Origin of the sequence: Pseudarthrobacter sp. BIM B-2242, from assembly GCF_014764445.1 — a bacterium.
Lineage (GTDB): Bacteria > Actinomycetota > Actinomycetes > Actinomycetales > Micrococcaceae > Arthrobacter > Arthrobacter luteus_A.
The window spans coordinates 1339750-1362799 of the sequence record NZ_CP061721.1; the positions used below are offsets into that span (position 1 = coordinate 1339750).

Annotated in this window: 19 protein-coding genes, 2 pseudogenes and 1 riboswitch; of the genes and pseudogenes, 16 read left to right on the forward strand and 5 right to left on the reverse strand. The window is 66.1% G+C overall.

Annotation, left to right across the window (positions count from 1 at the left end; translation table 11 throughout):
• The first annotated feature begins 11 nt into the window (after nt 1-11).
• The 3 genes and pseudogenes from IDT60_RS06140 to IDT60_RS06150 all read left to right on the forward strand — a co-directional run.
• A complete protein-coding gene (locus IDT60_RS06140; RefSeq protein WP_191081278.1) occupies nt 12-515 on the forward strand; it encodes a GNAT family N-acetyltransferase in 504 nt (167 codons plus the stop codon).
• A gap of 47 nt (nt 516-562) precedes the next feature.
• Nucleotides 563-947 (forward strand): annotated as a pseudogene (locus tag IDT60_RS06145) (RidA family protein).
• 66 nt (nt 948-1013) lie between these two features.
• Nucleotides 1014-2547, forward strand: a pseudogene (locus tag IDT60_RS06150) (DUF222 domain-containing protein); the annotation flags it as partial.
• A 55-nt stretch (nt 2548-2602) separates the two neighbouring features.
• On the opposite strand, the gene IDT60_RS06155 reads toward IDT60_RS06150, so the two are convergent.
• Nucleotides 2603-3265, reverse strand: a complete 663-nt coding sequence (locus tag IDT60_RS06155) for a response regulator (protein WP_191081279.1) — start codon at nt 3263-3265, stop codon at nt 2603-2605.
• Nucleotides 3258-5081: an ATP-binding protein gene (locus tag IDT60_RS06160; RefSeq protein WP_191081280.1), complete on the reverse strand. Its 1824-nt coding sequence runs from the start codon at nt 5079-5081 to the stop codon at nt 3258-3260. Before IDT60_RS06160 ends, IDT60_RS06155 begins: the two co-directional genes overlap by 8 nt.
• Nucleotides 5082-5290: 209 nt before the next feature.
• On the opposite strand from IDT60_RS06160, the gene IDT60_RS06165 reads away from it, so the two are divergent.
• The 5 genes from IDT60_RS06165 (at nt 5291) to IDT60_RS06185 (ending at nt 11134) form a co-directional block, all read left to right on the forward strand.
• A complete protein-coding gene (locus IDT60_RS06165; RefSeq protein ID WP_191081281.1) occupies nt 5291-6790 on the forward strand; it encodes a CitMHS family transporter in 1500 nt (499 codons plus the stop codon).
• Between the two features lie 143 nt (nt 6791-6933).
• Complete coding sequence (gene gatC, locus IDT60_RS06170; RefSeq protein WP_056348187.1) at nt 6934-7230, forward strand: Asp-tRNA(Asn)/Glu-tRNA(Gln) amidotransferase subunit GatC; 297 nt, start codon at nt 6934-6936, stop codon at nt 7228-7230.
• Between the two features lie 2 nt (nt 7231-7232).
• The gene (gatA, locus tag IDT60_RS06175) at nt 7233-8795 is read left to right on the forward strand and encodes an Asp-tRNA(Asn)/Glu-tRNA(Gln) amidotransferase subunit GatA (RefSeq protein WP_191081282.1); all 1563 of its coding nucleotides are present in this window, start codon (nt 7233-7235) and stop codon (nt 8793-8795) included.
• The gene (gatB, locus tag IDT60_RS06180; protein ID WP_191081283.1) at nt 8795-10303 is read left to right on the forward strand and encodes an Asp-tRNA(Asn)/Glu-tRNA(Gln) amidotransferase subunit GatB; all 1509 of its coding nucleotides are present in this window, start codon (nt 8795-8797) and stop codon (nt 10301-10303) included. Before gatA ends, gatB begins: the two co-directional genes overlap by 1 nt.
• Before the next feature lie 195 nt (nt 10304-10498).
• Nucleotides 10499-11134 (forward strand): hypothetical protein, encoded by a 636-nt coding sequence (locus IDT60_RS06185; RefSeq protein ID WP_191081284.1) that lies wholly within the window; start codon nt 10499-10501, stop codon nt 11132-11134.
• A 9-nt stretch (nt 11135-11143) separates the two neighbouring features.
• Here IDT60_RS06185 and IDT60_RS06190 read toward each other — a convergent pair whose 3' ends face one another.
• A complete protein-coding gene (locus IDT60_RS06190) occupies nt 11144-12055 on the reverse strand; it encodes a LysR family transcriptional regulator (protein WP_164201293.1) in 912 nt (303 codons plus the stop codon).
• 143 nt (nt 12056-12198) lie between these two features.
• On the opposite strand from IDT60_RS06190, the gene tdh reads away from it, so the two are divergent.
• From tdh to IDT60_RS06215, 5 genes are all read left to right on the forward strand, one after another.
• Nucleotides 12199-13245 (forward strand): L-threonine 3-dehydrogenase, encoded by a 1047-nt coding sequence (tdh, locus tag IDT60_RS06195; RefSeq protein WP_191081285.1) that lies wholly within the window; start codon nt 12199-12201, stop codon nt 13243-13245.
• An 8-nt stretch (nt 13246-13253) separates the two neighbouring features.
• Nucleotides 13254-14462, forward strand: a complete 1209-nt coding sequence (locus tag IDT60_RS06200; RefSeq protein ID WP_191081286.1) for a glycine C-acetyltransferase — start codon at nt 13254-13256, stop codon at nt 14460-14462.
• 40 nt (nt 14463-14502) lie between these two features.
• Nucleotides 14503-15651: an FAD-binding oxidoreductase gene (locus IDT60_RS06205; RefSeq protein ID WP_191081287.1), complete on the forward strand. Its 1149-nt coding sequence runs from the start codon at nt 14503-14505 to the stop codon at nt 15649-15651.
• 11 nt (nt 15652-15662) lie between these two features.
• Nucleotides 15663-16874: an imidazolonepropionase gene (hutI, locus tag IDT60_RS06210; RefSeq protein WP_191081288.1), complete on the forward strand. Its 1212-nt coding sequence runs from the start codon at nt 15663-15665 to the stop codon at nt 16872-16874.
• A gap of 84 nt (nt 16875-16958) precedes the next feature.
• On the forward strand, nt 16959-17747 hold the full coding sequence (locus IDT60_RS06215) for a DeoR/GlpR family DNA-binding transcription regulator (RefSeq protein WP_191081289.1): 789 nt from the start codon (nt 16959-16961) through the stop codon (nt 17745-17747).
• Between the two features lie 22 nt (nt 17748-17769).
• Here the strand turns inward: IDT60_RS06215 and IDT60_RS06220 are convergent, their stop codons facing one another.
• Nucleotides 17770-18450 carry a histidine phosphatase family protein gene (locus tag IDT60_RS06220; RefSeq protein ID WP_223883905.1) on the reverse strand — a complete coding sequence of 227 codons (681 nt, stop codon included), beginning with the start codon at nt 18448-18450 and terminating at the stop codon, nt 17770-17772.
• 142 nt (nt 18451-18592) lie between these two features.
• Here IDT60_RS06220 and IDT60_RS06225 point away from each other — a divergent pair, with 142 nt between their 5' ends.
• Nucleotides 18593-19372, forward strand: coding sequence for a CPBP family intramembrane glutamic endopeptidase (locus tag IDT60_RS06225; protein ID WP_191081290.1), 780 nt, complete (start codon nt 18593-18595; stop codon nt 19370-19372).
• 160 nt (nt 19373-19532) lie between these two features.
• Here IDT60_RS06225 and IDT60_RS06230 read toward each other — a convergent pair whose 3' ends face one another.
• The gene (locus IDT60_RS06230) at nt 19533-20171 is read right to left on the reverse strand and encodes a VOC family protein (protein WP_164201275.1); all 639 of its coding nucleotides are present in this window, start codon (nt 20169-20171) and stop codon (nt 19533-19535) included.
• Between the two features lie 204 nt (nt 20172-20375).
• Here IDT60_RS06230 and IDT60_RS06235 point away from each other — a divergent pair, with 204 nt between their 5' ends.
• A complete protein-coding gene (locus IDT60_RS06235; RefSeq protein WP_191081291.1) occupies nt 20376-21713 on the forward strand; it encodes a bifunctional o-acetylhomoserine/o-acetylserine sulfhydrylase in 1338 nt (445 codons plus the stop codon).
• 67 nt (nt 21714-21780) lie between these two features.
• Nucleotides 21781-21895: riboswitch (SAM riboswitch) on the forward strand.
• 13 nt (nt 21896-21908) lie between these two features.
• Entirely contained in the window at nt 21909-23024 is a 1116-nt protein-coding gene (locus IDT60_RS06240; protein ID WP_191081292.1) for a homoserine O-acetyltransferase, read from the forward strand.
• Nucleotides 23025-23050 lie beyond the last annotated feature (26 nt).

Consider the following 23050-nt stretch of genomic DNA (forward strand, 5'->3'; position numbering starts at 1 on the left):
AACATTGACAAGTGCAATCGCAAATAACCATCCGACCGGCCGTTGAGGCAGACTTTTCCGCCATCGCCAGGATAACTGTCGATTCCTACCTCGCAGCGGGTCACTTCGACAACGCAGACCATCCCTACATGCAGCAGATCCAGGAGGTGGCCGCGCGGGCGGCCAAGGCCACGATTTGGGTGGCCGAGCGAGCGGGGCACGTGGTGGGCTCCGTGACGCTGGCGCTGGCCGGGGAACCTTACGCCGACATCGCGCTTGACGACGAGCTGGAGTTCCGGATGCTCGTGGTGGACCCCGCCGTGCAGCGCAGCGGGGCAGGCCAGGCGATGGTGGAGGCCATCATCGAGCACGCCAGGTCCCTCGACGGGATCAGGGGAGTCGCACTGACCACCGGCCGGACGTGGGAGAGCGCCCATGGCCTGTACCGGAAAACGGGCTTCCGGCGCGCCCCGGAGCGGGACTGGCTGATCCCGGGCACCGACATAAAGCTGCTGGTTTATCGGCTCGACGTGTAGTCACCCTAAAGTGGTGCCGACTCATTTTCCGCACTGAAAGGCCCTCCATGCGCAAAACATTCGGCACTGGCTCCGTCTGGGAACAGACCCTCGGCTACTCCCGGGCCGTCCAGGTGGACAACACCCTCTACATTTCGGCCACCGCGGCGAGCGGTGAAGACGGCATCGTGGGCGAGGACTTCTACACCCAGACGCGGTTCATCCTCCAGAAGCTGGGAACCGTCCTGGCCGACGCCCGGGTTCAGCTTCGAGGACGTGGTGCAGTCCAAGCTGTACCTGACGGACATCAGCAAATGGGAAGAGGCCGGCCGTGCCCACGGCGAGGTCTTCGGCGGGATCCGCCCCACACTCTCCTTAGTGCACGTCCTACCGTTCCTGGACCCGAAGATGCTTGTGGAGATCGAGCTTGTAGCCCAGAAGAGCGCCGCCTAAAGCGGGTTATCCACATAGGGGTAATGCCTCCGCGCTGTTGCCGTACCGCTCTGTGATGCTGGAGGTATGGATAGCGCAGCGGCTGCGGAGATTTTGGAGGCCATCGCGGCTTCTGCTTTGCAGCTGGCCGGTGTGCTCCGCGGGACGACGGCAGATCCGCGTGCCCGTCTGGCCGATGGCATGGCTCATGACATCCCATCGGGCCCGGCGGGCCGCTCGTCCTCAACGACGTTTCCGTTAGCCACGGTTCCGTCAGCCATTGGCTCGTCAGCAGCCGGTACCTCGGCCGTAGATCCGGCTTGGGACTCGTTGCGTTGGCAGGCTGAGGCGTGTCTGACGGTCCTGTCCGGGGCGGCGGGGTTGGAGGCGATGGTTGCTGGGGTGAAGGTCTATGCCGCCGGCGGGTATGACGAGGCCGCCCAAGTGATCGCGGGGCCCATCATGTCCCCGCAGGAGCAGGCCGCCCAGGAAATGGGCACGGTGGCCGAGGTCGGCTGCGCCCTGATGGTCAGTGAACGTACGGCCGGCGGGCTGCTGGGCGAAGCCCACCGCCTCACCACCGCACTGCCGCTGACGTTGGCGGCCCTTCAGGCCGGGACGTTGTCGTGGCAGCATGCCCGGATCATGGTCGACGAAACCACCAACCTCGAGCCCGCCGCCGCCCATGCCCTGGAGGCGCATTTCCTGGACCCCGAGGCGCCGAACCCGGCCCGCGGCGCGGCCGGTGGGATGGTCCCGGGCCGGTTCCGGGCCAAAGCCCGGACCTGGCGGGAGCGGAATCACCCGGAAAGTATCGAAACACGCCACACCCGGTCTGCCGCGGACCGTCGGGTCGAATTCTGTCCGGACCGGGACGGGATGGCCTGGCTCTCGGCTTACCTGCCCGCCGATCAGGCTTCCGGGATCTGGAACCGGGCCACCGCAGACGCCCGCGCCCTCCAGTGCCCTACCGAAGGCCGGACCCTCACCCAGCTACGCACGGACATCCTCGCCGGCTTACTCCTCGGCGCCGACCATCACACGGGCGGGACCACCGGTGGGGCAAGCGGCCTGAACAGCACTCGGGACGGCACTCTGAATGGTGCTTCCGGGATGATCCCGTCGCCGACAGCCCAGGTCCTCGTCACGGTTCCGGTGTTCGCGCTGATGGGCCTGACCGGTGAACCCGCCATCCTCGACGGATACGGACCGATCCCGCCCTCCATGGCCCGCGCTCTCGTCGCTAATGGTGCCGAGTCGTTCCGCCGGGTCCTGACCGATCCCCGGGACGGGGCACCGTTGGAGATCGGGCGGGAAAGCTACCGGATCCCCAAGGCACTGCGTCAATGGCTCCGGCTCCGGGACGGCAAATGCCAGTTCCCCGGCTGCTCCAACCCATCCCTGGACAACGAAGCCGACCACCTGAACGCCTGGGCCAACGGCGGGGACCACCGGGATTTCAAACCTGGCCCAGCTCTGCCCAAAACATCACCGGCTCAAACACGCCAGACCCTGGCAACCCACCGAAGCCACCAAGGATGAGCCGCCCGGCTGGATCTCACCCACCGGCCGCCACTACAACAGCGAACAACCCGACCAGGAACCACCACACTGGCCAGATATCATGACCGCCGGGGGCAGCCTGAAGGATGACACGTTGGTGCCCACCTGACTGGCTACTGGGTGGGCAGACCGTAACGGTGTTCGGGGCGCCCGGTGGTTCCGTACCGGAGTTGAATGTCGACGGCGCCGTCGTCAGCCAGCGAGGACAGGTACCGCTGTGCCGTGGCCCGGGAGACCCCCACCCTGGTGGCCACCTCCGCCGCCGAGTACTGCTCGCCCGCGACCAGGGATTCCAACACCGCAGCCTCTGTGGCGGACCTCGGCTTGGCCGACGGCGTCACGTCCCCGGGAATCAGCGCCCGCTTGGCCCGCTCCACTGCGCCTTGGTCCAAGACACCGGGCTGGGCCAACAGCCTCCGGTAGCGGGCATAGGAACGCAGCTGCTGCGAAAGCGACTCGGACGTGAACGGCTTCAGCAAGTACCCCAAAGCCCCGCGACGGAAGGCTTTGCGAAGCGACTCTGCGTCGGACGCTGCACTGAGGATGATGGTGTCCACGTCCAGCTGCTGCAGCAGGTCCAGCCCCGACGCGTCCGGAAGGTAGACGTCCAACAGCACCAGGTCGGGGCGCAGGCTGTGGATCGTCTGCAGGGCCAGCGAGGCCGTACCCACCGGCGCCAGCGCCAGGAATCCCGCTACCGAATCCACATAGGCTGCGTGAAGCTTGGCCACGTGGAAGTCGTCGTCCACGATCAGCACCCTGAAATCCTCAGGCATTGTTCTCCTTTTCAGCTGTGGTGTTTCGGGCACCGGTTGAGGCCGTGGTGCGAGGCAGGGAAGCCATAAACACGGCACCGGGTCCACCTTGCGTGCCCGTTTCCAGAACTTTGATCTCCCCGCCACGGCGCCTGGCCAGTTGGCGGGCTAGCGCCAGGCCCAGGCCTTGGCCGCCACTCCGCCGGGTACCCCTGTCCAGAGCAGCACCTTTCAAACCAGCACCGTTCAAACCAGCACCATCCAAACCAGCACCATCCAAACCAGCACCGTCCAAACCAGCACCATCCAACCCGTCCGACTGCGCCGCCGTCGTATACCCCTCGGCGAAGACAGCCTCCGCATCCGTCCCGGGAGCCAGCCCGTCGCCTGAGTCTGCGACGACGATATGAAGTGTCCCGCCGTCGTCGTGCGGTTCGTCCAGCACCTCCAGCTCCACCCACCGGTCCGCGGAGGAGCCGGCAACGGCGGCATTCACGGCGTTGTCGATCAGGTTGCCCAGCACAGTGGTCACATCCTGCGGCTCCGTGACCTGCCCGCGGATCAGGGTTTCCGGCCCGATCCGCAGCGTGACACCGCGTTCATCGGCCTCCACCCCTTTGGCCCCCACAAACGCCTGAAGGTAGGGATCCTGGAGGAGCTCTGCCTGGTCCACCGGAAATTTCAACGGGCCCGTGGCAGCCAGGCCGGCCAGGTAGTCGCGGGCCTGCTGGTGCTGCCCGATGCTCATCAGGCCGGCGATCGTGTGCAGCTGGTTGGCAAACTCGTGGCGCTGGGCCCGAAGAGCCGTGGACATGGTGCCCACAGCGTCGAGCTGCCTGGTCAGCTGCTGCAGCTCGGTGCGGTCCCGGAGCATCACCACCCAGCCCAGGTCCTCCCGGCGGTGCAGTGCCTTGCGGGCGCTGGCCACCACAACGCGCCCGCCCGCCACGAGCTCAATCGCGTCGGCCTCCGCGGCGTCCGCCCTGGTGAGGGCCTTCAGCTGGCCGGGGACCGGAGCAGAGGCCCAGGGGGTCCCGGCGAGGTCCGGCAGGTCCAAAAGCCGGCGCGCGGCTGCGTTGAACACGCTGATCCTGCCGTCGGCACTGACGCCGATGACGCCGTCGTCCACACCCTGGAGGACGGCCACCTGGTCGTGCACCAGGGTGCTGATTTCCTCCGGCTCCAGGCCCAGCGTGAGGCGCTGCAGCCGCCGCCGCAGCAGGAATGAGGCCAGGACGCCCGCGAGCAGGGCCCCGGCAGCGGTCAGGGCGACCGGCCCGATGTCACGCTCCAGGCTCTGGCCGACGGTTTCCATGGAGTAGCCCACACTGACTTCACCCACCACGGTGTCAGTACCGGGCCCGTAAACCGGCACCTTGGCGCCGGCCGACGGACCGAGCGTGCCGGTGTTCCGTGTGGTGATTTCCTGCCCCGCGAGCGCCTCAGACGGGTCGGTGCTGACTTTTTCCCCAAGCCGCGCAGGATCGGGGTGGGCCAGGCGAAGGCCGGTTTCGTCGGTGATCACCACAAAAAGAGCCCCCGTCCGGAGCCGCGTTGCTTCGGCGGCAGCCATGAGGGGTCCGGTGCGGAGCTCGGACGGCGGGGGAGTGCCTTCCCGTTCACTGATGGCCAGGACGTCGGCCTGGATGGAGGCGTCGGCAGCGACAGCACGGGCGAGGGTCAGTGCCTGGTTTTCGGCTTCCCGGCCCACCCTGTCGTATGTCAGCCAGGCGTGGACAGCAGTGCTCAGCAGCACCACCAGCAGGACCACTCCAAGCTGCAGCAAGAGCGTCTGGGTGGAGAACCGCAGCGGCAGCGTGCGAGCGGGACGGTGCATGGTCCTCCTCCCTTGGTGGTCCGGTTTCATCAGGTAGTTCAGAACGGCACGGCTCACAAACCCGACGGTGTGAGCACAATGCGCAAAATGCTCCGAATAAGCAGTATGCCAATCAATTGAGCCAAAGGCACGGCCGTGACGGCGGCCACTCTACAGTCTGTAGCACGCGTCACACCGCTGTGCCGCTGTTCACAAAGAAGGAGCCGGCCGTGCTGGTATTACTTGGATTCGCAATGATCGCGGTATTCATGGTGCTGATCATGACGAAGAAGTTGACGCCAGTGCTGGCGCTGATCATCGTCCCCACAGTTTTTGGACTTTTCGCGGGCGCCGGGCTGGGCATTGGCGACATGGTGATGGACTCGATGAAGTCCATGACCTCAACCGCCGCCCTGCTGATGTTCGCCATTATCTACTTCGGCCTGATGATCGACGTCGGGCTGTTCGATCCGCTGGTCCGGTTCATCCTGCGCAAGCTCGGCAATGACCCCGCCAAGGTAGTCCTGGGCACTGCCCTTCTGGCGGCCGCCGTCTCCCTCGATGGTGACGGTTCCACCACCTTCATCCTCACCACCGCCGCCATGCTGCCGATCTACCTTCGGCTGAAGATGAGCCCCGTTGTCCTCACCTGTGTGGCCGGCCTGGCCAACGGCACCATGAACATCGTGCCCTGGGGCGGCCCCACGGCCCGCGCCGCCAGCGCCCTGAAGATCGACGTCAACGACGTCTTCGTCCCCATGATCCCCTCACTCATCGCCGGCCTCGCCATTGTCCTGGTCTTCGCCTGGGTCCTCGGCCTGCAGGAGCGTAACCGCCTCCGCGCCACCGAACCGGAAATCTGGGGCGTGCCGTCCTCCGCAGAACCCTTCACCTCTGACGCGTTCGACGGCGGCACCACCGCAGGCGGCAGCCGCACCTCCCGCGGTGGTTCAGGCCGCAGCGGTTCCGCACCTGTTCCGGCAACGGGAGGCCCCGCCGTCGGAGGCGCAGCTCCCGTGGCTGGCGTCGCGCTGCTGGAACGCCCCGAAGAGCACGTGGATGACAGCGCCGCGATGGCCGGCACTGCCCTGGACCCCAACCGCAAAACCCTCCGCCCGAAGCTGCAGTGGTTCAACCTGGGCCTGACTGTGGCTGTCATGGGCATGCTCATCGCTGACCTCGTGCCCCTGCCGTACGTCTTTATGGTGGGCTCCGCGATCGCCCTGCTGGTGAATTTCCCGCACGTCAAGGACCAGGCTGCCCAGATTGTTGCCCACGCGCCGTCCATCGTCGCAGTGGTCAGCATGGTCATGGCCGCCGCAGTCCTTACCGGCGTCCTGACCGGCACCGGCATGGTTGAGGCCATGTCCGCGTGGCTGGTGCAGATCATCCCGTCCAGCATGGGCCCGCTCATGGCCGTCATCACCGGTGTGCTCAGCATCCCCATGACGTTCTTTATGAGCAACGATGCGTTCTACTTCGGTGTGCTTCCGGTCCTGAGCGAGACGGCAGCGCACTACGGCATCAGCAGTGCCGAAATGGCCCGCGCCTCCATCACAGGACAGCCGTTCCACATGCAGAGCCCCCTGGTTCCGGCCATCCTGCTCCTGGTGTCGCTGGCCAAGGTCGACCTCGGCGACCACCACAAAAAGGTCCTGTGGCGCGCCGCCGTGGTTTCCCTCGTCATGTTGGCAGTGGGAATGCTGACCGGAGCCATCGGTATCGGTTAGTCTTATGCTGCCTGTGCCCGGTCCCTGACCGGGCCCACGGCACCGAGGTGCCCGTCTGACGCCCGCTGGGGGTCGTCAGACGGGCACTGACGTTTCCCCACTAGACTGGTTCGGAAAACAATCCGAACTTGCAGGGGAGATCCATGGCTGCGATCAACCGTGACGATGTTGCGCACCTCGCGCAGCTCGCTCACATCGAGATGAGTGCTGAAGAGCTGGACAGGATGGCCGGCGAACTCGCCGTCATCGTGGATTCAGTGAAGTCCGTGAGTGAAGCCGCCGGTGATGACGTCCCGGCAACCTCCCACCCGATCCCGCTGACCAACGTGTTCCGCGAGGATGTTGTGGGCCACACTTTCACCGCGGAGCAGGCACTCTCCGGGGCTCCTGATTCCGATGAGAACCGTTTCAAGGTCCCGGCAATCCTGGATGAGGCATAACCATGACAGACAACAACGAACTCATCCGCCTCTCGGCTGCCGAGCTGGCCGTGAAGCTCCGTGCCGGGGAGGTCACCTCCGTCGAGGTCACGCAGGCTTTCCTTGACCGGATCGCAGCGGTCGACGGCGGCGAACGCGGCGTGAACGCCTTCCTGCACATCAACTCGGAAGAGGCCCTCGCGGTCGCCGCCGAAGTGGACGCCATCCGCGCCGCCGGCGGCGCCGCAGCCGGGGAGCTGCACGAACTCGCCGGAGTGCCGATCGCGGTCAAGGACCTCATCGTCACCATCGGCCAGCCCACCACGGCCGGCTCCAAGATCCTGGAGGGCTGGCACAGCCCGTACGACGCCACGGTGGTCAAGCGCCTCCGTGCCGCCAAGATGCCCATCCTGGGCAAAACCAACCTGGACGAGTTCGCCATGGGGTCCTCCACGGAACACTCCGCGTACGGCCCCACCCGCAACCCCTGGGACCTGGACCGGATCCCCGGCGGTTCCGGCGGCGGTTCGGCAGCCGCCGTCGCCGCTTTCGAAGCTCCGCTGGCCCTCGGCACCGACACCGGGGGGTCCATCCGCCAGCCCGGCGCCGTCACGGGTACCGTTGGCGTCAAGCCCACCTATGGCAGCGTCTCGCGCTACGGCGCCATCGCCATGGCCTCCTCCCTGGACCAGATCGGCCCGGTCTCCCGCACCGTACTGGACTCGGCACTCCTGCACCAGGTCATCGGCGGGCACGATCCGTTCGATTCCACCTCACTGCCGGATCCCTTGGAGGACCTGGTGGCGGCTGCCCGTGTGGGCAACGTGGAGGGGCTGCGGATCGGCATCATCAAGGAACTGCACGGCGAGGGTTTCCAGGCCGGCGTCGAGAACCGTTTCAACGACTCGCTGGACCTGCTCCGTGAGGCAGGTGCGGAAATCGTTGAGGTGTCCTGCCCCAACTTCCAGTACGCCCTCGGCGCCTACTACCTGATCATGCCGTCGGAGGCCTCCTCCAACCTGGCCAAGTTCGACGGCGTCCGCTACGGCCTGCGCGTCCTTCCCGAGGACGGGCCCATGACCATCGAACGCGTGATGGGAGCCACGCGTGCCGCCGGTTTCGGCGACGAAGTAAAGCGCCGCATCATCCTGGGCACCTACGCCCTGAGCGCGGGCTACTACGACGCCTACTACGGCTCGGCCCAGAAGGTCCGTACGCTGGTGCAGCGCGACTTCGACGCCGCGTTTACGGTGGCCGACGTCCTGATCTCGCCCACCGCCCCCACCACGGCCTTCAAGCTGGGGGAGAAGCTCAACGACCCGCTGGCCATGTACCTGAACGACATCGCCACCATCCCCGCCAACCTCGCCGGTGTCCCGGGCCTGACCCTTCCGGGCGGCCTGGCGGACGAGGATGGCCTGCCCGTCGGCATCCAGCTCCTGGCACCGGCCCGCGAGGACGCCCGCCTCTACCGGGTGGGTGCTGTTTTGGAATCACTGCTGGAGGCGAAATGGGGCGGCCCGCTGCTGGCCCAGGCACCGGAACTGGCTGGCTCACCGGTTATCGAAACCCAGGAGGCAAAATAATGAGCACCGACACAATCCTGAGCTTCGAAGAGGCCATGGAGAAGTACGATCCTGTCCTGGGCTTCGAAGTCCACGTGGAACTCAACACCAAGACCAAGATGTTCTCCTCTGCACCCAACGTCTTCGGCGACGAGCCGAACACCAACGTGAACGAAGTGGACCTGGGCATGCCCGGCGTCCTGCCGGTGGTGAACAAGACAGCGATCGAGTCCTCCATCAAAATCGGCCTTGCCCTGAACTGCAAGATCGCCGAGTCCTGCACGTTCGCCCGGAAGCAGTACTTCTACCCGGACACCCCGAAGAACTTCCAGACGTCACAGTACGAAGACCCCATCGCGTATGACGGCTACCTGGACATCGAGCTCTCGGACGGCACCATTTTCCGTGTGGAAATCGAGCGCGCCCACATGGAAGAGGACGCGGGCAAGCTGACCCACATGGGCGGGGCAACCGGCCGCATCCAGGGCGCGGACTTCTCGCTGGTGGACTACAACCGCGCCGGCGTGCCGCTGGTGGAAATCGTCACCAAACCGATTCAGGGCGCCGGCAGCCGCGCCCCGGAACTGGCGAAGGCGTACGTCGCCGCCGTCCGGGAGATCGTGAAGAACCTCGGCGTGTCCGACGCGAAGATGGAACGCGGCAACGTGCGCTGCGACGCGAACGTCTCGCTCCGTCCGCACGGCCGCGAACGCTTCGGCATCCGCTCGGAAACCAAGAACGTCAACTCGCTGCGCGCCGTCGAACACGCCGTCCGCTACGAGATCCAGCGGCACGCTGCCGTGCTGGACTCCGGTGAGCCGGTCATCCAGGAAACGCGCCACTGGCACGAGGACACCCGCACGACGACGTCGGGCCGGGCAAAGTCCGACGCCGACGACTACCGGTACTTCCCGGAGCCGGACCTGGTTCCGATCGTTGCGTCCCGTGAGTGGGTTGAGGAGCTCCGCGCCACCCTGCCCGAGCCGCCGGCAGCCCGCCGCAAGCGCCTGCATGCGGACTGGGGCTACTCGGACCTGGAATTCCGCGACGTCGTGAACGCCGGTGTTATGGACGAGATCGAGGAAACCATCGCCGCCGGCGCCTCGGCGACCGTGGCCCGCAAGTGGTGGATGGGCGAGATCGTCGGCCGCGCCAAGAACGCCGACGTCGATCCCGGCCAGCTGGGCGTGAAGCCCGCCACCATCGTCGAGCTGAACAAGCTGGTGGAAGACGGCAAAATCAACAACAAGATGGCCACTGAAGTCCTGGACGGCGTGCTCGCCGGCGAAGGTACTCCTGCGGAAATCGTCGAGAAGCGCGGCCTGGCCGTGGTGTCCGACGACGGTCCCCTGCTGGAAGCCATCGATGCCGCCCTGGCCGCGCAGCCCGGCGTCGCGGACAAGATCCGCGGCGGCAAGCTGCAGGCCATCGGTGCGATCGTCGGCGGAGTCATGAAGGCCACCCGCGGCCAGGCCGACGCCGCCCGCGTGCGCGAGCTGATCCTCAAGAAGCTCGGGGTGGAAGGCTAAGCCACCCGTTTTAACCCAACTGGGTAGCGCTAACTGTCGTTTTGAACCCTCATAACGACAGTTAGCGCTACCCAGTTTGGCGTTAAGTACTCACTTTTCCGTGCGCGCAAACTACTCGTGTGCAGAGGTGGATCCCCGTCCTACACTGAAGATCCGGGGCGCCCGTGCCCTGCCTGTGCTCGGGGAGGTCTGGCCATGTCAGTTCGGGAGCCGTCGAGGCTGCGCAAGGCATTGTTGGCCGGAGCTGTGGCGCTGGCGCTGACCGGCGCGGGCTCAGCCATAGCCTGGTCCGCCTCTGACACGCCTACTCCGACGCCGTCGCCGTCGCAGCCTGCCCCGGGGAAGTCGGACAAAGCGCCGGGCAAGGAGAAGCCGGCGAAGTCACAGCGCCCCCAGCACCTGCACAGTGAAAGCGTGGTGAAGAAGGCGGACGGCACCTTCGAAACGCAGCTGACCCAGCAGGGCACGGTGGAATCCGTCAGCGAAACCTCCGTGACTGTGAAGAGCGAGGACGGTTTCACCCAGGCCTACACGGTCAACGCCGAGACCAGGATTATCAAGTTCCCGGCAGCCGCGGCTGACGGCTCGCCCGCAAAGGACGCCGACGGCAAACGGCTCAGGCCCGCAGAAGTTGCCATCGGGGAAATCGCCACCGGTGTATCGGTCCGGGTCTCCGGGGTAAAGAGCGGCGACACGGTCACGGCTGAAGGGATCGTGGAAGGCTCCGGGACCGGCCCTGGCAAAGGCATGGGGCTGGGCAAGGGGCTTGGCCTGGGCCAGGGGCACGGCAAGGAGTCAGCCAAAGGCCACGGGCGAGGGCTCGAAAAGTAAGCAGCCGGGTCAGCTGTCTTCCACCAGACCGGTCATGATCGCCTGCAGCGCCTCGCACACAATCATCACCGCCCGGCGCTTCAGGTTCTCCGGGCGGGCAAGGATGTCAATCCGCCGCCGGGTGCTGATCCCTTCAAGCGGCCGCAGGACAATGCCCGGATTGAGCACCGGCCGCGCGGTATGCCGCGGCAGCAGCCCCACCACGCCGCCCGCCGCCACCAGCGCCGCCACGGTGGAGTAGTCGTTGATCCGGTGGACGATGTTCAGTTCTTTGCTGGAGACGGCCGCGACGGCGGACAGCACATCGGCGGGGGAGTACCCGGTGTGGCTGGTCACCCAGGGTTCCCCGACGACGTCGGCCGCGGTCACCGTGCCCTGGCCGGCCAGGCGATGGTCCGCCGGGAGGGCCACGTCCAGCGGTTCGTGGGCCAGCGGGATCACCGCCACCCGTTCCTCCGGCCACCGCGGGCTGTGGTCCATCCGGTGCGCGAGGACCAGGTCATAACGTGCGGTCAGCGCCGGGAAGTCCTGCTGCGCCACGTCCTCGTCCGAGAGCTGGATTCTCGGCTGTCCCGGCGCGTCCAGCCGCCGTGCGAGCGGCGCAAACAATGCCTGGCCTGCGCTGTGGAAGCCGCTGACCGTCACGGGCGCAACCGGTGAGCCGTGATAGGCGCCGATCGCGGTCCTGGCATCTGCCATGGCGCTGACGACGGCGGCGCCGGCATCGGCGAGCACCTGGCCTGCCTCGGTGAGCACCAGGTTCCGCCCCTCCTTCCGGGTCAGCGGCACCTCCACGTTGCGCTGCAGCAAGGCGAGCTGCTGGGACACCGCAGAGGGCGTCACCATCAGGGTCTCAGCCACTGCCTTCACGCTGCCGAGGGCGCCGAGCTCGCGGAGGATTTCGAGCTGATGAATTTCCATCCGTCCAGTCTACGCATTAGCAAAACCTTCATCGTCGATTGAGAAAATACTGCTTGTGCTAATGCTTTGGAATGGCTCTAATGAAGGTAGATTTCCGCCCTGGACCACCGAACGCAGGGCCCCCGCCAACAGTCAGGAAGCCAATGAAGGCCCTCTACAAGTCCGGCGCCCACGCAGGGTTCGAGCTGGTTGACCGCCCCGAGCCCGAAGCCGGCCCCGATGACGTCAAGATCCGGGTCATGACCACCGGCATCTGCGGCACGGACCTGCACATCCAGTCCTGGGACTCCTGGGCACAGGGGATGATCGAAGCGCCGCTGATTGCCGGCCACGAGTTCTACGGCGAAGTAGTGGAGACGGGCGCGGACGTCCGGGACGTCAAGGTAGGGGACCGGGTGTCCGGGGAAGGCCACGTGGTCTGCGGGATCTGCCGCAACTGCCGGGCCGGCCGGCGGCAGATGTGCATCCACACTGTCAGCGTGGGCGTCCAGCGGGACGGGGCCTTCGCCGAATACGTGGTCATCCCGGAGACCAACGTCTGGGTCCACCACGATCCGTCCATCACCCCGGAACTGGGCGCCATCTTTGATCCATTCGGCAACGCCGTGCACACGGCCCTCAGCTTCCCCCTGGTGGGCGAGGACGTCCTCATCACCGGAGCCGGCCCCATCGGACTCATGGCCATCGCCGTCGCCCGCCACGCCGGAGCCCGCAAGATCGCCATCACCGACGTCTCCCGGCCGCGGCTGGACCTGGCCCGGCAGTTGGGCGTGGACCTCGCCATCGACGTCTCCACAACCCGCGTCCGCGACGCCCAGCGCGAGCTCGGCATGCGGGAGGGCTTCGACATCGGGATGGAAATGTCCGGCCACCCCACCGCACTGCCTGAGATGATCGACAACATGAACCACGGCGGACGCATTGCCATGCTCGGCCTGCCCAGCCAGGACATCACCATTGACTGGGGCAAAGTGGTCACGCACATGCTGACCCTCAAGGGCATCTACGGCCGCGAAATGTACGAGACCTGGTACGCCATGAGCGCCATGCTCTCCTCGAACCCGGTGCTCCACGCCGGCATCTCGGCCGTCGTGACGGACAGGCTGCCGGCCCGCGAGTGGGAAAAAGGCTTCGACATTGCCCGCGCCGGCGTCGGCGGAAAAGTTGTCCTCGACTGGACCGAACTCTAAGGAGCACCATGTACACCGCCATCAAGGACCAGCTGCAGACCGAGCTGGACGAGATCCGCACCGCCGGGCTCTTCAAGACAGAGCGCCACATCGATTCACCCCAGTCCAGCCACGTCACCGCGGGCCAGATCGGCAAGCCGGGCACAGCCGTTCTGAATTTCTGTGCCAACAACTACCTGGGCCTTGCCGACCACCCGGACATCATCGCCGCAGCCAAAGAAGCCATGGACACCCGCGGCTTCGGCATGGCCAGCGTGCGTTTCATCTGCGGCACCCAGGACCTGCACCTGGAGCTCGAGGCCCGGGTATCGAAGTTCCTGGGCACCGAGGACACCATCCTGTTCTCCAGCTGCTTTGACGCCAACGGCGGCGTGTTCGAGTCGCTCTTCGGACCCGAGGACGCGGTCATCTCCGACGCCCTCAACCACGCCAGCATCATCGACGGCATCCGGCTCTGCAAGGCCCAGCGGTTCCGCTACGCCAACCAGGACATGGCGGACCTGGAGGCCAGGCTCATCGAGGCCACCACGCAGGACCAGCCTGCCCGGCGCAAGATCATCGTCACCGACGGCGTCTTCTCCATGGACGGCTACCTCGCCCCGCTCGAGGCCATCTGCGACCTCGCCGACAAGTACGACGCCCTGGTCATGGTGGATGACTCCCACGCCGTCGGCTTTATGGGTTCCACCGGCGCCGGAACCCCGGAACACGCCGGCGTTTCGCGCCGGGTGGACATCTACACCGGGACGTTCGGCAAGGCGCTGGGCGGCGCCTCCGGCGGCTACGTGTCCGGCCGCAGCGAAGTGGTGGCCATGCTCCGCCAGAAGGCCCGTCCTTACCTGTTCTCGAACTCCCTGGCACCCGCCATCGTGGCCGCCACCATCAAGGCACTGGACCTGGTGGAGAACTCCGGCGAGCTGCGGACCAAACTGTTCGAAAACGCGGGCCTGTTCCGCCGCCGGATGACCGAGGAGGGCTTCGATCTCCTGGACGGCGAACACGCCATTGTCCCGGTGATGTTCGGGGACGCCGTGCTGGCCGCCAAAGTGGCGGACCAGATGCTCCAGCACGGCGTTTTTGTCACCGCTTTCAGCTTCCCCGTGGTTCCGCGCGGCGCCGCCCGGATCCGCGTGCAGCTCTCGGCATCACATTCAGCGGACGACGTCGAAGCCTGCGTGGGTGCCTTTGTCGCCAGCCGTGCCGCTGTAGCGGGCTAAAAACCGTCCGCGCGTGAACCGGTGATGGTTAGATGGAGCCATGGCAGCACAATATGACGTTCTGATTGTCGGCGGCGGCATAGCCGGCCTCTCCCTGGCATCCGCGCTCGCCGGCACATGCAGCGTGGCCCTGGTGGAAGCAGAGCAGGATCTGGCGTATCACTCGTCCTCCCGCTCAGCCCGCCAGCTTCACGTCCACGGCCCGGAAGTGGTCCAGCAGCTGACCCTCCGGTCCTTGGAACTGCTGGCGGCGCGGGACGCGGAACTTCCTGAACCTGTCCTGTCGCCGCGCAGCTTTATGCTGATCGGCTCGGAGGACGCCGTCCGGGCGGAGGCCGGCGGCACCCTGCAGCCCATCACGCACGCCCGGGCTCTGGAGCTGTGCCCGGTCCTGGTGCCGGAATCCTTCGCTGCCGCCGGCCTGGACGAAGGATCCTTCGGCTGCGATGCACGGCTGTTGATAGCGGACCACCGGGCGCGTGCCGAAGCTGCCGGGGCGGACATCATCACCGGTGCCCGGGTGCATTCGGCCCAGAGGCTGGGCTCGGGCTGGGAGATCGGGGCCGGGCAGGAAGGGTTCCAGGCAGCGGTCCTGGTCAACGCCGCCGGGGCGTGGGCTGACGAACTGGCGGTGATCAGCGGGGTGGAGAAGCTCGGGCTGCAGCCGTACCGGCGCACAGCGGCGATTGCCGACGTCGAACACTCCCTTCCCGAGGGCAGCCCCATGGTGGCGGCGGCAGACAACTCGTTCTACTTCCGCCGCGAGCGCGCAGGGGTGCTGATCTCGCCGTCGGAAGCGGTCCCCAGCGGCCCTGAGGATGCGCGCCCCCGTCCCGGCGACATCGAACGCCTGATCGAAAAACTCAACCAGGTGACCACGCTCGGGATCCGCGGCGTTCGGAGCGCCTGGACCGGCCTCCGGACCGAGGCGGCCGACGGCCTCCCGGTGGCAGGTTTCGATGCCGAGGCCCCCGGCTTCTACTGGCTCGCGGGACAGGGCGGCTATGGCCTCCAGATCTCGCCGGCAATGGCGGAACTTGCAGCCGCCCAGATCCTGGCAGGCCAGGGCGCGGCGCAGGGACAGGAGCCACGAGCGCAGGGCCAGGATCCACGTGCCGATACCGGCCCGGGTCCGGAATCCCGGACAGCGGAGGCAGTGGCTGCCACACGCTGGTCCATCCGGCGCTGAAGAATGGGTGCATGAGTACCCTGATAACCAACATCGCCGAGCTGATGACCCAGGACCTGGAACACCGGGTCCTGAAAAACGCCGCGGTGGTGATCGACGGTGAGCGGATCGCCTGGCTTGGTTCGGCGGCGGATGCTCCGGCGGCCGACGACGCCGTGGACGCCGGCGGCCGGGCAGTGCTGCCAGGCTGGGTGGATTCCCACACGCACCTGGTGTTTGCAGGGGACCGCACCGCGGAGTTCGAGGCGCGGATGGCAGGGGAGGCCTACTCGGCCGGCGGCATCGCCGTGACGGTGGACGCCACCCGGCGCACCTCCGACTACGACCTCACCAAACTGGCCATGGCCCGTGTCTCCGAAGCCGTTGCGCAGGGAACCACCTATGTCGAGACCAAAACAGGGTACGGGCTGGATGTCGAGCACGAGGCACGCAGCGCCAGGATTGCGTCCACGGTGGCCGATGAAGTGACCTACCTGGGCGCGCACCTTGTGCCCGCCGGCATCGATGCCGACGCCTACACCGACCTCGTCTGTGGCCCCATGCTGGACGCCGTCCGGCCCTATGTCCGTTGGGCGGATGTCTTTTGTGAGGAAGGCGCATTTACCGCTGAACAGTCCCGCCGGGTTCTTGAGACCTGCCGTGCTGCCGGGCTGGGTATCCGGGTCCACGGCAACCAGCTCGGCGCCGGCCCCGGCGTCCGGCTGGCCGTGGAGCTGGGCGCGGCGAGCGTGGACCATGCGAACTACCTGTCCGCCGGTGACGTCTCGGCGCTCGCGGACAGCTGGTCGGGCTGGAGTCCGGCGACCGGGACGGGCGCGCGCGGCACCGTCGCCACCTGCCTGCCCGCATGCGACCTGTCGACGCGGCAGCCGCTTGCCCCGGGACGGGAACTGCTGGATGCCGGGGTGCAGCTGGCGCTGGCCTCCAACGCCAACCCGGGCACGTCGTACACAAGCTCCATGGCATTCTGCGTGACCACCGCCGTCCTGCAGATGCGGCTCAGTGTCCACGAAGCCGTGCGTGCCGCCACCTACGGCGGGGCGCTCGCGCTGCACCGGGAGGCAGGGAACGACGCCGACGGCGAACGGGCGGTGGGCTCGCTCGCCGTCGGGCACCGGGCAGACGTGCAGATGCTGAATGCTCCCTCCGCCACGCACCTCGCCTACCGTCCGGGCATGCCGCTCACGTACGCCGTGTGGCGGGCAGGGGTCCGGGTGCGGTAGCCAAAGTGACGTTTGATGATTGTTTATCTCTGTTATGATCAAAAACGTCACATTTCGGTGATTGTTTGATGCTGGAAGGCCCCCATGACCCGCACTGACCGCCTGACGGCCATCCTGGATATCCTCGCCAAGACCGGCCAGGTGGAGGTGGATGAGATCGTCTCGCAGCTTGGCGTTTCACCGGCCACGGCGCGCCGGGACCTTGACAGCCTCGCCAACCGGCGGCTGTTGACCAGGACCAGGGGCGGTGCCACCATAGGGGCCCTCGCGTATGACCTGCCGGGGCGCTATAACCGTGACGACCACGCGGAAGCGAAGGAGCAGATAGCCCAGGCCGCTTCGGCGCTCATCCGGCCAGGCGCTGTGATCGGACTCTGCGGCGGCACAACCAGTACCGCACTCGCGCAGATCCTGGCCACCCGCGAAGACCTCAACGCACCCGCGAACCAGCCCACGCTGACCGTCGTCACCAACGCCATCAACATTGCTTCCCAGCTTGCCGTCCGGCCCAACATCAAAGTCATGGTGACCGGCGGCATCCTCAACCCCCGCTCCTACGAACTGGTGGGGCCATACACGGACATCATCATGCAGAAGGTGGTCCTGGACATCGCTTTCATCGGTGTCAACGGCATCGACCCCGAGGTGGGACCCACCAACACCGGCGAGGGCGAAGCCTCGGTGAATGCCCTGCTGGCCAGCCGGGCAAGGGTCTCCTACGTGCTGGCAGACTCCTCCAAGGTGGGAGTCCGGGCCTTTGCGACGATGGACGGCTACGCCTTCACCCGGCTTATCACCGACTCCGGCATTTCCGCCGCGGACAAGGCCGCGTTCGAGGCGAACGGCACCGAAGTGATTGTGGCGCCGCACTAGCCACGCCAGTGCGTTAGCGGCACTAGTACAACACCGGCGGCGCATCCAGGACGGTCTCATCCACCCGCCGCTCCACCCACTGGGTGAACGGAATATCCAGCTCATACTTATCGAGTTCCGTGCGCACCAGGGTCCTTACCTCGGCGTTGTTCGGGTTGTTGAGCGATTCGAAGTACTCCACCGACCAGTGGAACCAGCGCATGCAGAACAGCCGCATGGTCAGCCCGTGGGTCACCAGCAGCGTGTTCGGGGCGTAGTCCGGTTTGGACCAATGCCGGTAGAGCGTTTCCATAAACGATGAAATCCGGTCGTAAACGTCCGACCCTGATTCGCCCTCCCGGAACCGGTAGAAGAAATGGCCGTAGGCGTTGCGCAGCTCCTTCTGGTCCTCAATTTCTCCGCTGATCTGGAAGTTGGCCCAGTCCTGCTCACGGAGGCGCGGCTCTTCGATGACCCGCTCGGTGAGACCGCCAAGGTTGAGCGCCTCCAGGGTCTGGTAGGCCCGCAAATAGGGAGATACATAGACGCACACCTGCCGCCCGTCCAACTCCCGCCGGATCTTCTCGCCGGCCGCGGCGGCCTGCTCAAGCCCGAGCGGAGTCAGCGGAATCCGGTAGTCCGGGACCCTGTTGTAGATGGAGGTATCGACGTTGGCCGTGGACTGGCCGTGCCGGATCATGATGATTTTCCCTGGCGCGCTCATAAGCCCCAAGCATAAGTCTCCACTCCGGACGCTCTCTCACTTGATGTGGGTTTTTGGCGAACGCTCTCTCACTTGGGTGTGCCCGGCGGGCCGGGCTGTCGCTAATCAGCGAAGAACCAGCCACAGCAGGCAAGATGGAACCATGTTGGTTCCCTCCCGCCGTCGGCTGCGGATCGAAGTCTGGATTGTCCTGGGACTGTCCCTTGGTCAGTCCGCCGTGTACTCCGTTGTTCAACTGCTCGACAAGATGTCGCGGGCGCCACTGGCAGAGGGAACCTCAACACTGAACCAGTCGCGGAGCAGCCGCGAGTATTTCGACCTCACATACCAGTTGCTGGACATTGTCTTTGCCCTGGTGCCCGTGCTGCTGGTCATCTATTTCCTCACGGACCAGCGGCAGCCCGGAACTGGCGCGGACGGACACGGCGGTTCGGCCTTCCAGAAACTCGGCTTCAACTTCGCCAGGCCGGGCCGTGACTTGCTGCAGGGCCTGGGCCTTGCAGCACTAATCGGGATTCCCTCCCTCGGCCTTTACGCCGCCGGCCGGGCACTGGGGATCACCACCGCCATCATTCCCAGCGCACTGGACGCCCACTGGTGGACCATTCCGGTCCTGATTCTCTCCGCGCTGCGGCATGCCGTGGTGGAGGAGGTTATTGTGGTGGGCTACCTTTTGGACCGCTTCGGCAAGTTCGGCTGGAGCATGCCCCTGGCCATAGTCACAAGTTCCGTGCTCCGGGGCACCTATCACCTGTATCAGGGCTTCGGGCCGTTCATCGGCAACGTGGTGATGGGGCTGGTGTTCGCCTGGCTGTACACCCGGACCAAGCGGGTGATGCCGCTGGTGATCGCGCACGCACTGCTGGACATCGTGGCGTTTGTTGGCTTCAGCCTGTTCGGCAGGGCAGTGGGCCTGGGCTGACCCAAGGGCTGGCCGGCCCGGACTGATGAGAAGCGGCTCCGGGCTTAAAGCGATTCGGCCGCCGTCAGCGGGTGGCGTCGTTGACACCCGCTGAAGGCGGCCGAAGTTGTTGCCCGGGCGGCGCTGCCCGGGAGAGTAGGGATTCGGTCAGGTGGAACCGTCAGATGGTGACGGCCCCGGTGGCGGTTTCGAAGGTTACGGACAGGATGCCGGGGGTGCCCTTGGGAGCGACCCACTCAACAGCGACGTCCTCCAGCGGCTTCTCCACGGGTTCCCCGAGCCACTCCGTAACGCGCTCGGCAGAGCCGGCGATGGTCAGGCAGCTCATCTTGACGTTGCTTTCGTAAGCATTCGACGGATGGAGGGCGGGGTCGCCTTCCCACTTGAGCATGTACGGAACCTGCGGGTCCGCGATCAGGCCAAGGATGCCGATCTGCTTCCAGATCAGCTCGCGGCCGTCCGGAAACTTGCGGTTGCCGTTGACCGCCGCACGGCCCAGACGTTCCTCGAAGGGGGCGAGATCGTCCACTTCGACGCACCAGCCCATCCAGCCGCCGCCGGCTTCGGACCGTGCCCGGACAGCCTGCCCGAAGGGAGCCTTGTCCGAGGCCGGGTGGTTCAGGACCTCCACAACTTCCAGGTATTTGTGTCCGGCGAGGGGAATGATCATGTTCCGGGTTCCGAAACGGGGGTGCACTCCACCCTTCACGGCTTCAACGCCGAGGGCGGACGAAATACGTTCGGTGGTGGCAACGAGGCCATCTTGTTCACAGGCGTAAGAGACGTGATCCATGCGCATGCCATCATCTTGGCACTTTGTGATGAGCCTCTCAGCTAAGGGTAGCCTTACTGGGATTTTGTGTTGCGGCCGTTGAGGAAAATCCGGCACCGGGACACCGGAGACAGCCTTTTGACCACCTTCGTCACAATCATGTTCCCTGTCGGGAAGTCTTCCTATGCTGAACGCAACCGAGCAGTGCCACACCACGTCAAGGAGCATTGAATGTCGAACGGATGGTCTTTCGAAACCCGCCAGATCCACGCTGGCCAGGAGCCGGACAGCGCCACAGGTGCCCGTGCCCTCCCGATCTACCAGACGACGTCGTTCGTCTTCCCCAGCGCAGAAAGCGCCGCCAACCGCTTTGCCCTTGCCGAGCTTGCGCCGATCTATACCCGCATCGGCAACCCCACGCAGGACGCTGTGGAGCAGCGCATCGCCAGCCTGGAGGGTGGTCTCGCCGCGTTGCTGCTGAGTTCCGGGCAGGCCGCCGAAACGTTTGCCATCCTGAACATTGCCGAAGCAGGGGACCACGTGGTGGCCAGCCCGAGCCTGTACGGCGGCACGTACAACCTGCTGGCGCACACCCTGAAGAAGTTCGGCATCTCCGTGACGTTTGTGGCGGACCCCGACAACCTGGAGCAGTGGCGCGACGCCGTGCAGCCCAACACCAAGCTCTTCTTCGCCGAAGTGGTCTCCAACCCGCGCCAGGACGTGCTGGACATCGAAGGCGTGTCACAGGCCGCCCACGACGCCGGTGTGCCGCTGATCGTGGACAACACCCTCTCCACGCCCTACCTGATCCGCCCCCTCGAATGGGGCGCGGACATTGTTGTCCACTCGGCCACAAAGTACCTGGGCGGGCACGGCTCCGCAATCGCCGGCGTGATCGTGGACTCCGGCAAGTTCGACTTCGGCAAGGACCCCGCACGGTTCCCGGGCTTCAACACCCCCGATCCCACGTACAACGGACTCGTCTATGCCACGGATCTTGGCGCCGGTGGGGCGCTCGGCGCCAACCTGTCCTACATCCTGAAGGCGCGCGTCCAGCTGCTTCGCGACCTCGGTTCGGCAGTGTCCCCGTTCAACGCCTTCCTGATTGCCCAGGGGCTGGAGACGCTCAGCCTGCGCGTGGAACGGCACGTCGCCAACGCCGTCCACGTTGCGCGGTGGCTGGAGGCAAGGGACGACGTCGAATCGGTCGCCTACGCGGGCCTGCCGTCCAGCCCCTGGTACGAACGGGGCCGCAAGTACGGCCCCAAGGGCACCGGCGCGGTGGTGGGGTTCAACCTGGCCGGCGGGGCGGAGGCAGGCAAACGCTTTGTGGACGCCCTGGAGCTCCACTCGCACGTGGCCAATATCGGGGACGTCCGGTCCCTGGTCATCCACCCGGCATCCACCACGCACAGCCAGCTCTCGGCCGGGCAGCAGGCCATCGCGGGTGTGACGCCCGGGCTGGTCCGGCTGTCGGTGGGCATCGAACACATCGACGACATCATCGCCGACCTCGAAGCAGGCTTCCGGGCGGCCAAGGATGCCACCGGGGGCGGGCCCGGGGAGTAATCACCCGAAAGTCACAACCAGTCACACGCTTGGCCATAGGCCGGGGCTGTTTCGTACACTCATGGAAGGTCATGAGTGCCAGCGACAGCCCCGGCTTGCTGGCCGGCAACCCTCTTTCGTGGCGGGGTGCCCCGGGTGAGGACCTGGCCTGCCGGTCAATTGACGGCAGGCAAGCGCGTAGAAGAGGTCCTTTCCATGACGATCACCATCTCCCGAACAGCGGCTCCCGGAAACGGCGTAGTGCGCTATGCCACCGTTGGCGCCCTGCAGCTCGAGGCCGGCGGTTACCTTCCCGAGGTCACCCTGGCGTATGAAACATGGGGAACGCTGAACGCTGACGGCTCCAACGCTGTCCTGATTGAGCATGCCCTGACCGGCAGCACCCACGTGACGCGCGGCGACAGTGACGAGCCCGGTTGGTGGGAACAGCTCGCCGGACCGGGTGCACCAGTGGATACCGACCGGTTCTTTGTGGTCTCGATCAATATTCTGGGCGGCTGCTACGGGTCCACCGGGCCGTCGTCGGAGGCGCCGGACGGAAAACCCTGGGGCTCCCGGTTTCCGCTGGTGACGCTGCGCGATACAACGGCCGCTGAGGCGCGGCTGGCTGACCAGCTGGGCATCCATAGCTGGTTCGCCGTGCTGGGAGGTTCCATGGGCGGAGCCCGTGCCCTGGAGTGGGCAGTCAGTTATCCGGAACGGGTGCAGCGCTGCGCTGTTATTTCCGTGGGGGCCGCGAGCACGGCTGAACAGATCGCCTTCGCCCAGGCCCAGACACTGGCCATCCGCCAGGACATCAATTTCAACGACGGCGACTACTACGGCGGTCCGCTGCCCGAGGACGGACTGGCCCTGGCCCGGCGGATCGCCCACATCACCTACCGCTCCGCGGAGGAATTCGACGGCCGGTTCGGGCGCTCGGCGCAGCTCCCGGAATCGCCGCTTCGAGCCGCAGCGCTGGGGGAGCGCGGCCGCTACCAGGTGGAAAGCTACCTGGACCACCAGGGCAAGAAACTGGTCAGCCGGTTCGACGCCAACAGTTACATCGCCCTGACCGATGCCCTGATGAGCCACGACGTCACCCGCGGACGCGGCTCACTGGACGAGGCGCTCAGCCGCGCTACTGCCAGGTTCTTCGTCGCAGCTGTGGACAGCGACAGGTTGTACTTTCCGTCGCAGTCCCGCGAACTGGCCGATGCGCTGCCGGGTGACGTGGACGTCCACGTCATCGAGGCCCCCATCGGCCATGACGGCTTCCTGACCGAAATCGGCCAGCTGGGCAGTCAGCTGCGGAGCACGTTCCTGGTCTAGGTTCCGGCAGGATTCAGCGTCCTGGC

Bases quoted from the DNA above. Each gene is read 5' to 3' on its own strand.
- IDT60_RS06220 (WP_223883905.1), bottom strand. From the start codon at position 18,450: ATGAGCGCGCCAGGGAAAATCATCATGATCCGGCACGGCCAGTCCACG.
- IDT60_RS06155 (WP_191081279.1), bottom strand. From the start codon at position 3,265: ATGCCTGAGGATTTCAGGGTGCTGATCGTGGACGACGACTTCCACGTG.
- IDT60_RS06235 (WP_191081291.1), top strand. From the start codon at position 20,376: ATGTCGAACGGATGGTCTTTCGAAACCCGCCAGATCCACGCTGGCCAG.
- IDT60_RS06215 (WP_191081289.1), top strand. From the start codon at position 16,959: ATGACCCGCACTGACCGCCTGACGGCCATCCTGGATATCCTCGCCAAG.
- IDT60_RS06190 (WP_164201293.1), bottom strand. From the start codon at position 12,055: ATGGAAATTCATCAGCTCGAAATCCTCCGCGAGCTCGGCGCCCTCGGC.
- IDT60_RS06185 (WP_191081284.1), top strand. From the start codon at position 10,499: ATGTCAGTTCGGGAGCCGTCGAGGCTGCGCAAGGCATTGTTGGCCGGA.
- hutI (WP_191081288.1), top strand. From the start codon at position 15,663: ATGAGTACCCTGATAACCAACATCGCCGAGCTGATGACCCAGGACCTG.
- tdh (WP_191081285.1), top strand. From the start codon at position 12,199: ATGAAGGCCCTCTACAAGTCCGGCGCCCACGCAGGGTTCGAGCTGGTT.
- IDT60_RS06230 (WP_164201275.1), bottom strand. From the start codon at position 20,171: ATGCGCATGGATCACGTCTCTTACGCCTGTGAACAAGATGGCCTCGTT.
- gatA (WP_191081282.1), top strand. From the start codon at position 7,233: ATGACAGACAACAACGAACTCATCCGCCTCTCGGCTGCCGAGCTGGCC.
- IDT60_RS06240 (WP_191081292.1), top strand. From the start codon at position 21,909: ATGACGATCACCATCTCCCGAACAGCGGCTCCCGGAAACGGCGTAGTG.
- gatB (WP_191081283.1), top strand. From the start codon at position 8,795: ATGAGCACCGACACAATCCTGAGCTTCGAAGAGGCCATGGAGAAGTAC.
- gatC (WP_056348187.1), top strand. From the start codon at position 6,934: ATGGCTGCGATCAACCGTGACGATGTTGCGCACCTCGCGCAGCTCGCT.
- IDT60_RS06225 (WP_191081290.1), top strand. From the start codon at position 18,593: ATGTTGGTTCCCTCCCGCCGTCGGCTGCGGATCGAAGTCTGGATTGTC.
- IDT60_RS06205 (WP_191081287.1), top strand. From the start codon at position 14,503: ATGGCAGCACAATATGACGTTCTGATTGTCGGCGGCGGCATAGCCGGC.
- IDT60_RS06200 (WP_191081286.1), top strand. From the start codon at position 13,254: ATGTACACCGCCATCAAGGACCAGCTGCAGACCGAGCTGGACGAGATC.
- IDT60_RS06160 (WP_191081280.1), bottom strand. From the start codon at position 5,081: ATGCACCGTCCCGCTCGCACGCTGCCGCTGCGGTTCTCCACCCAGACG.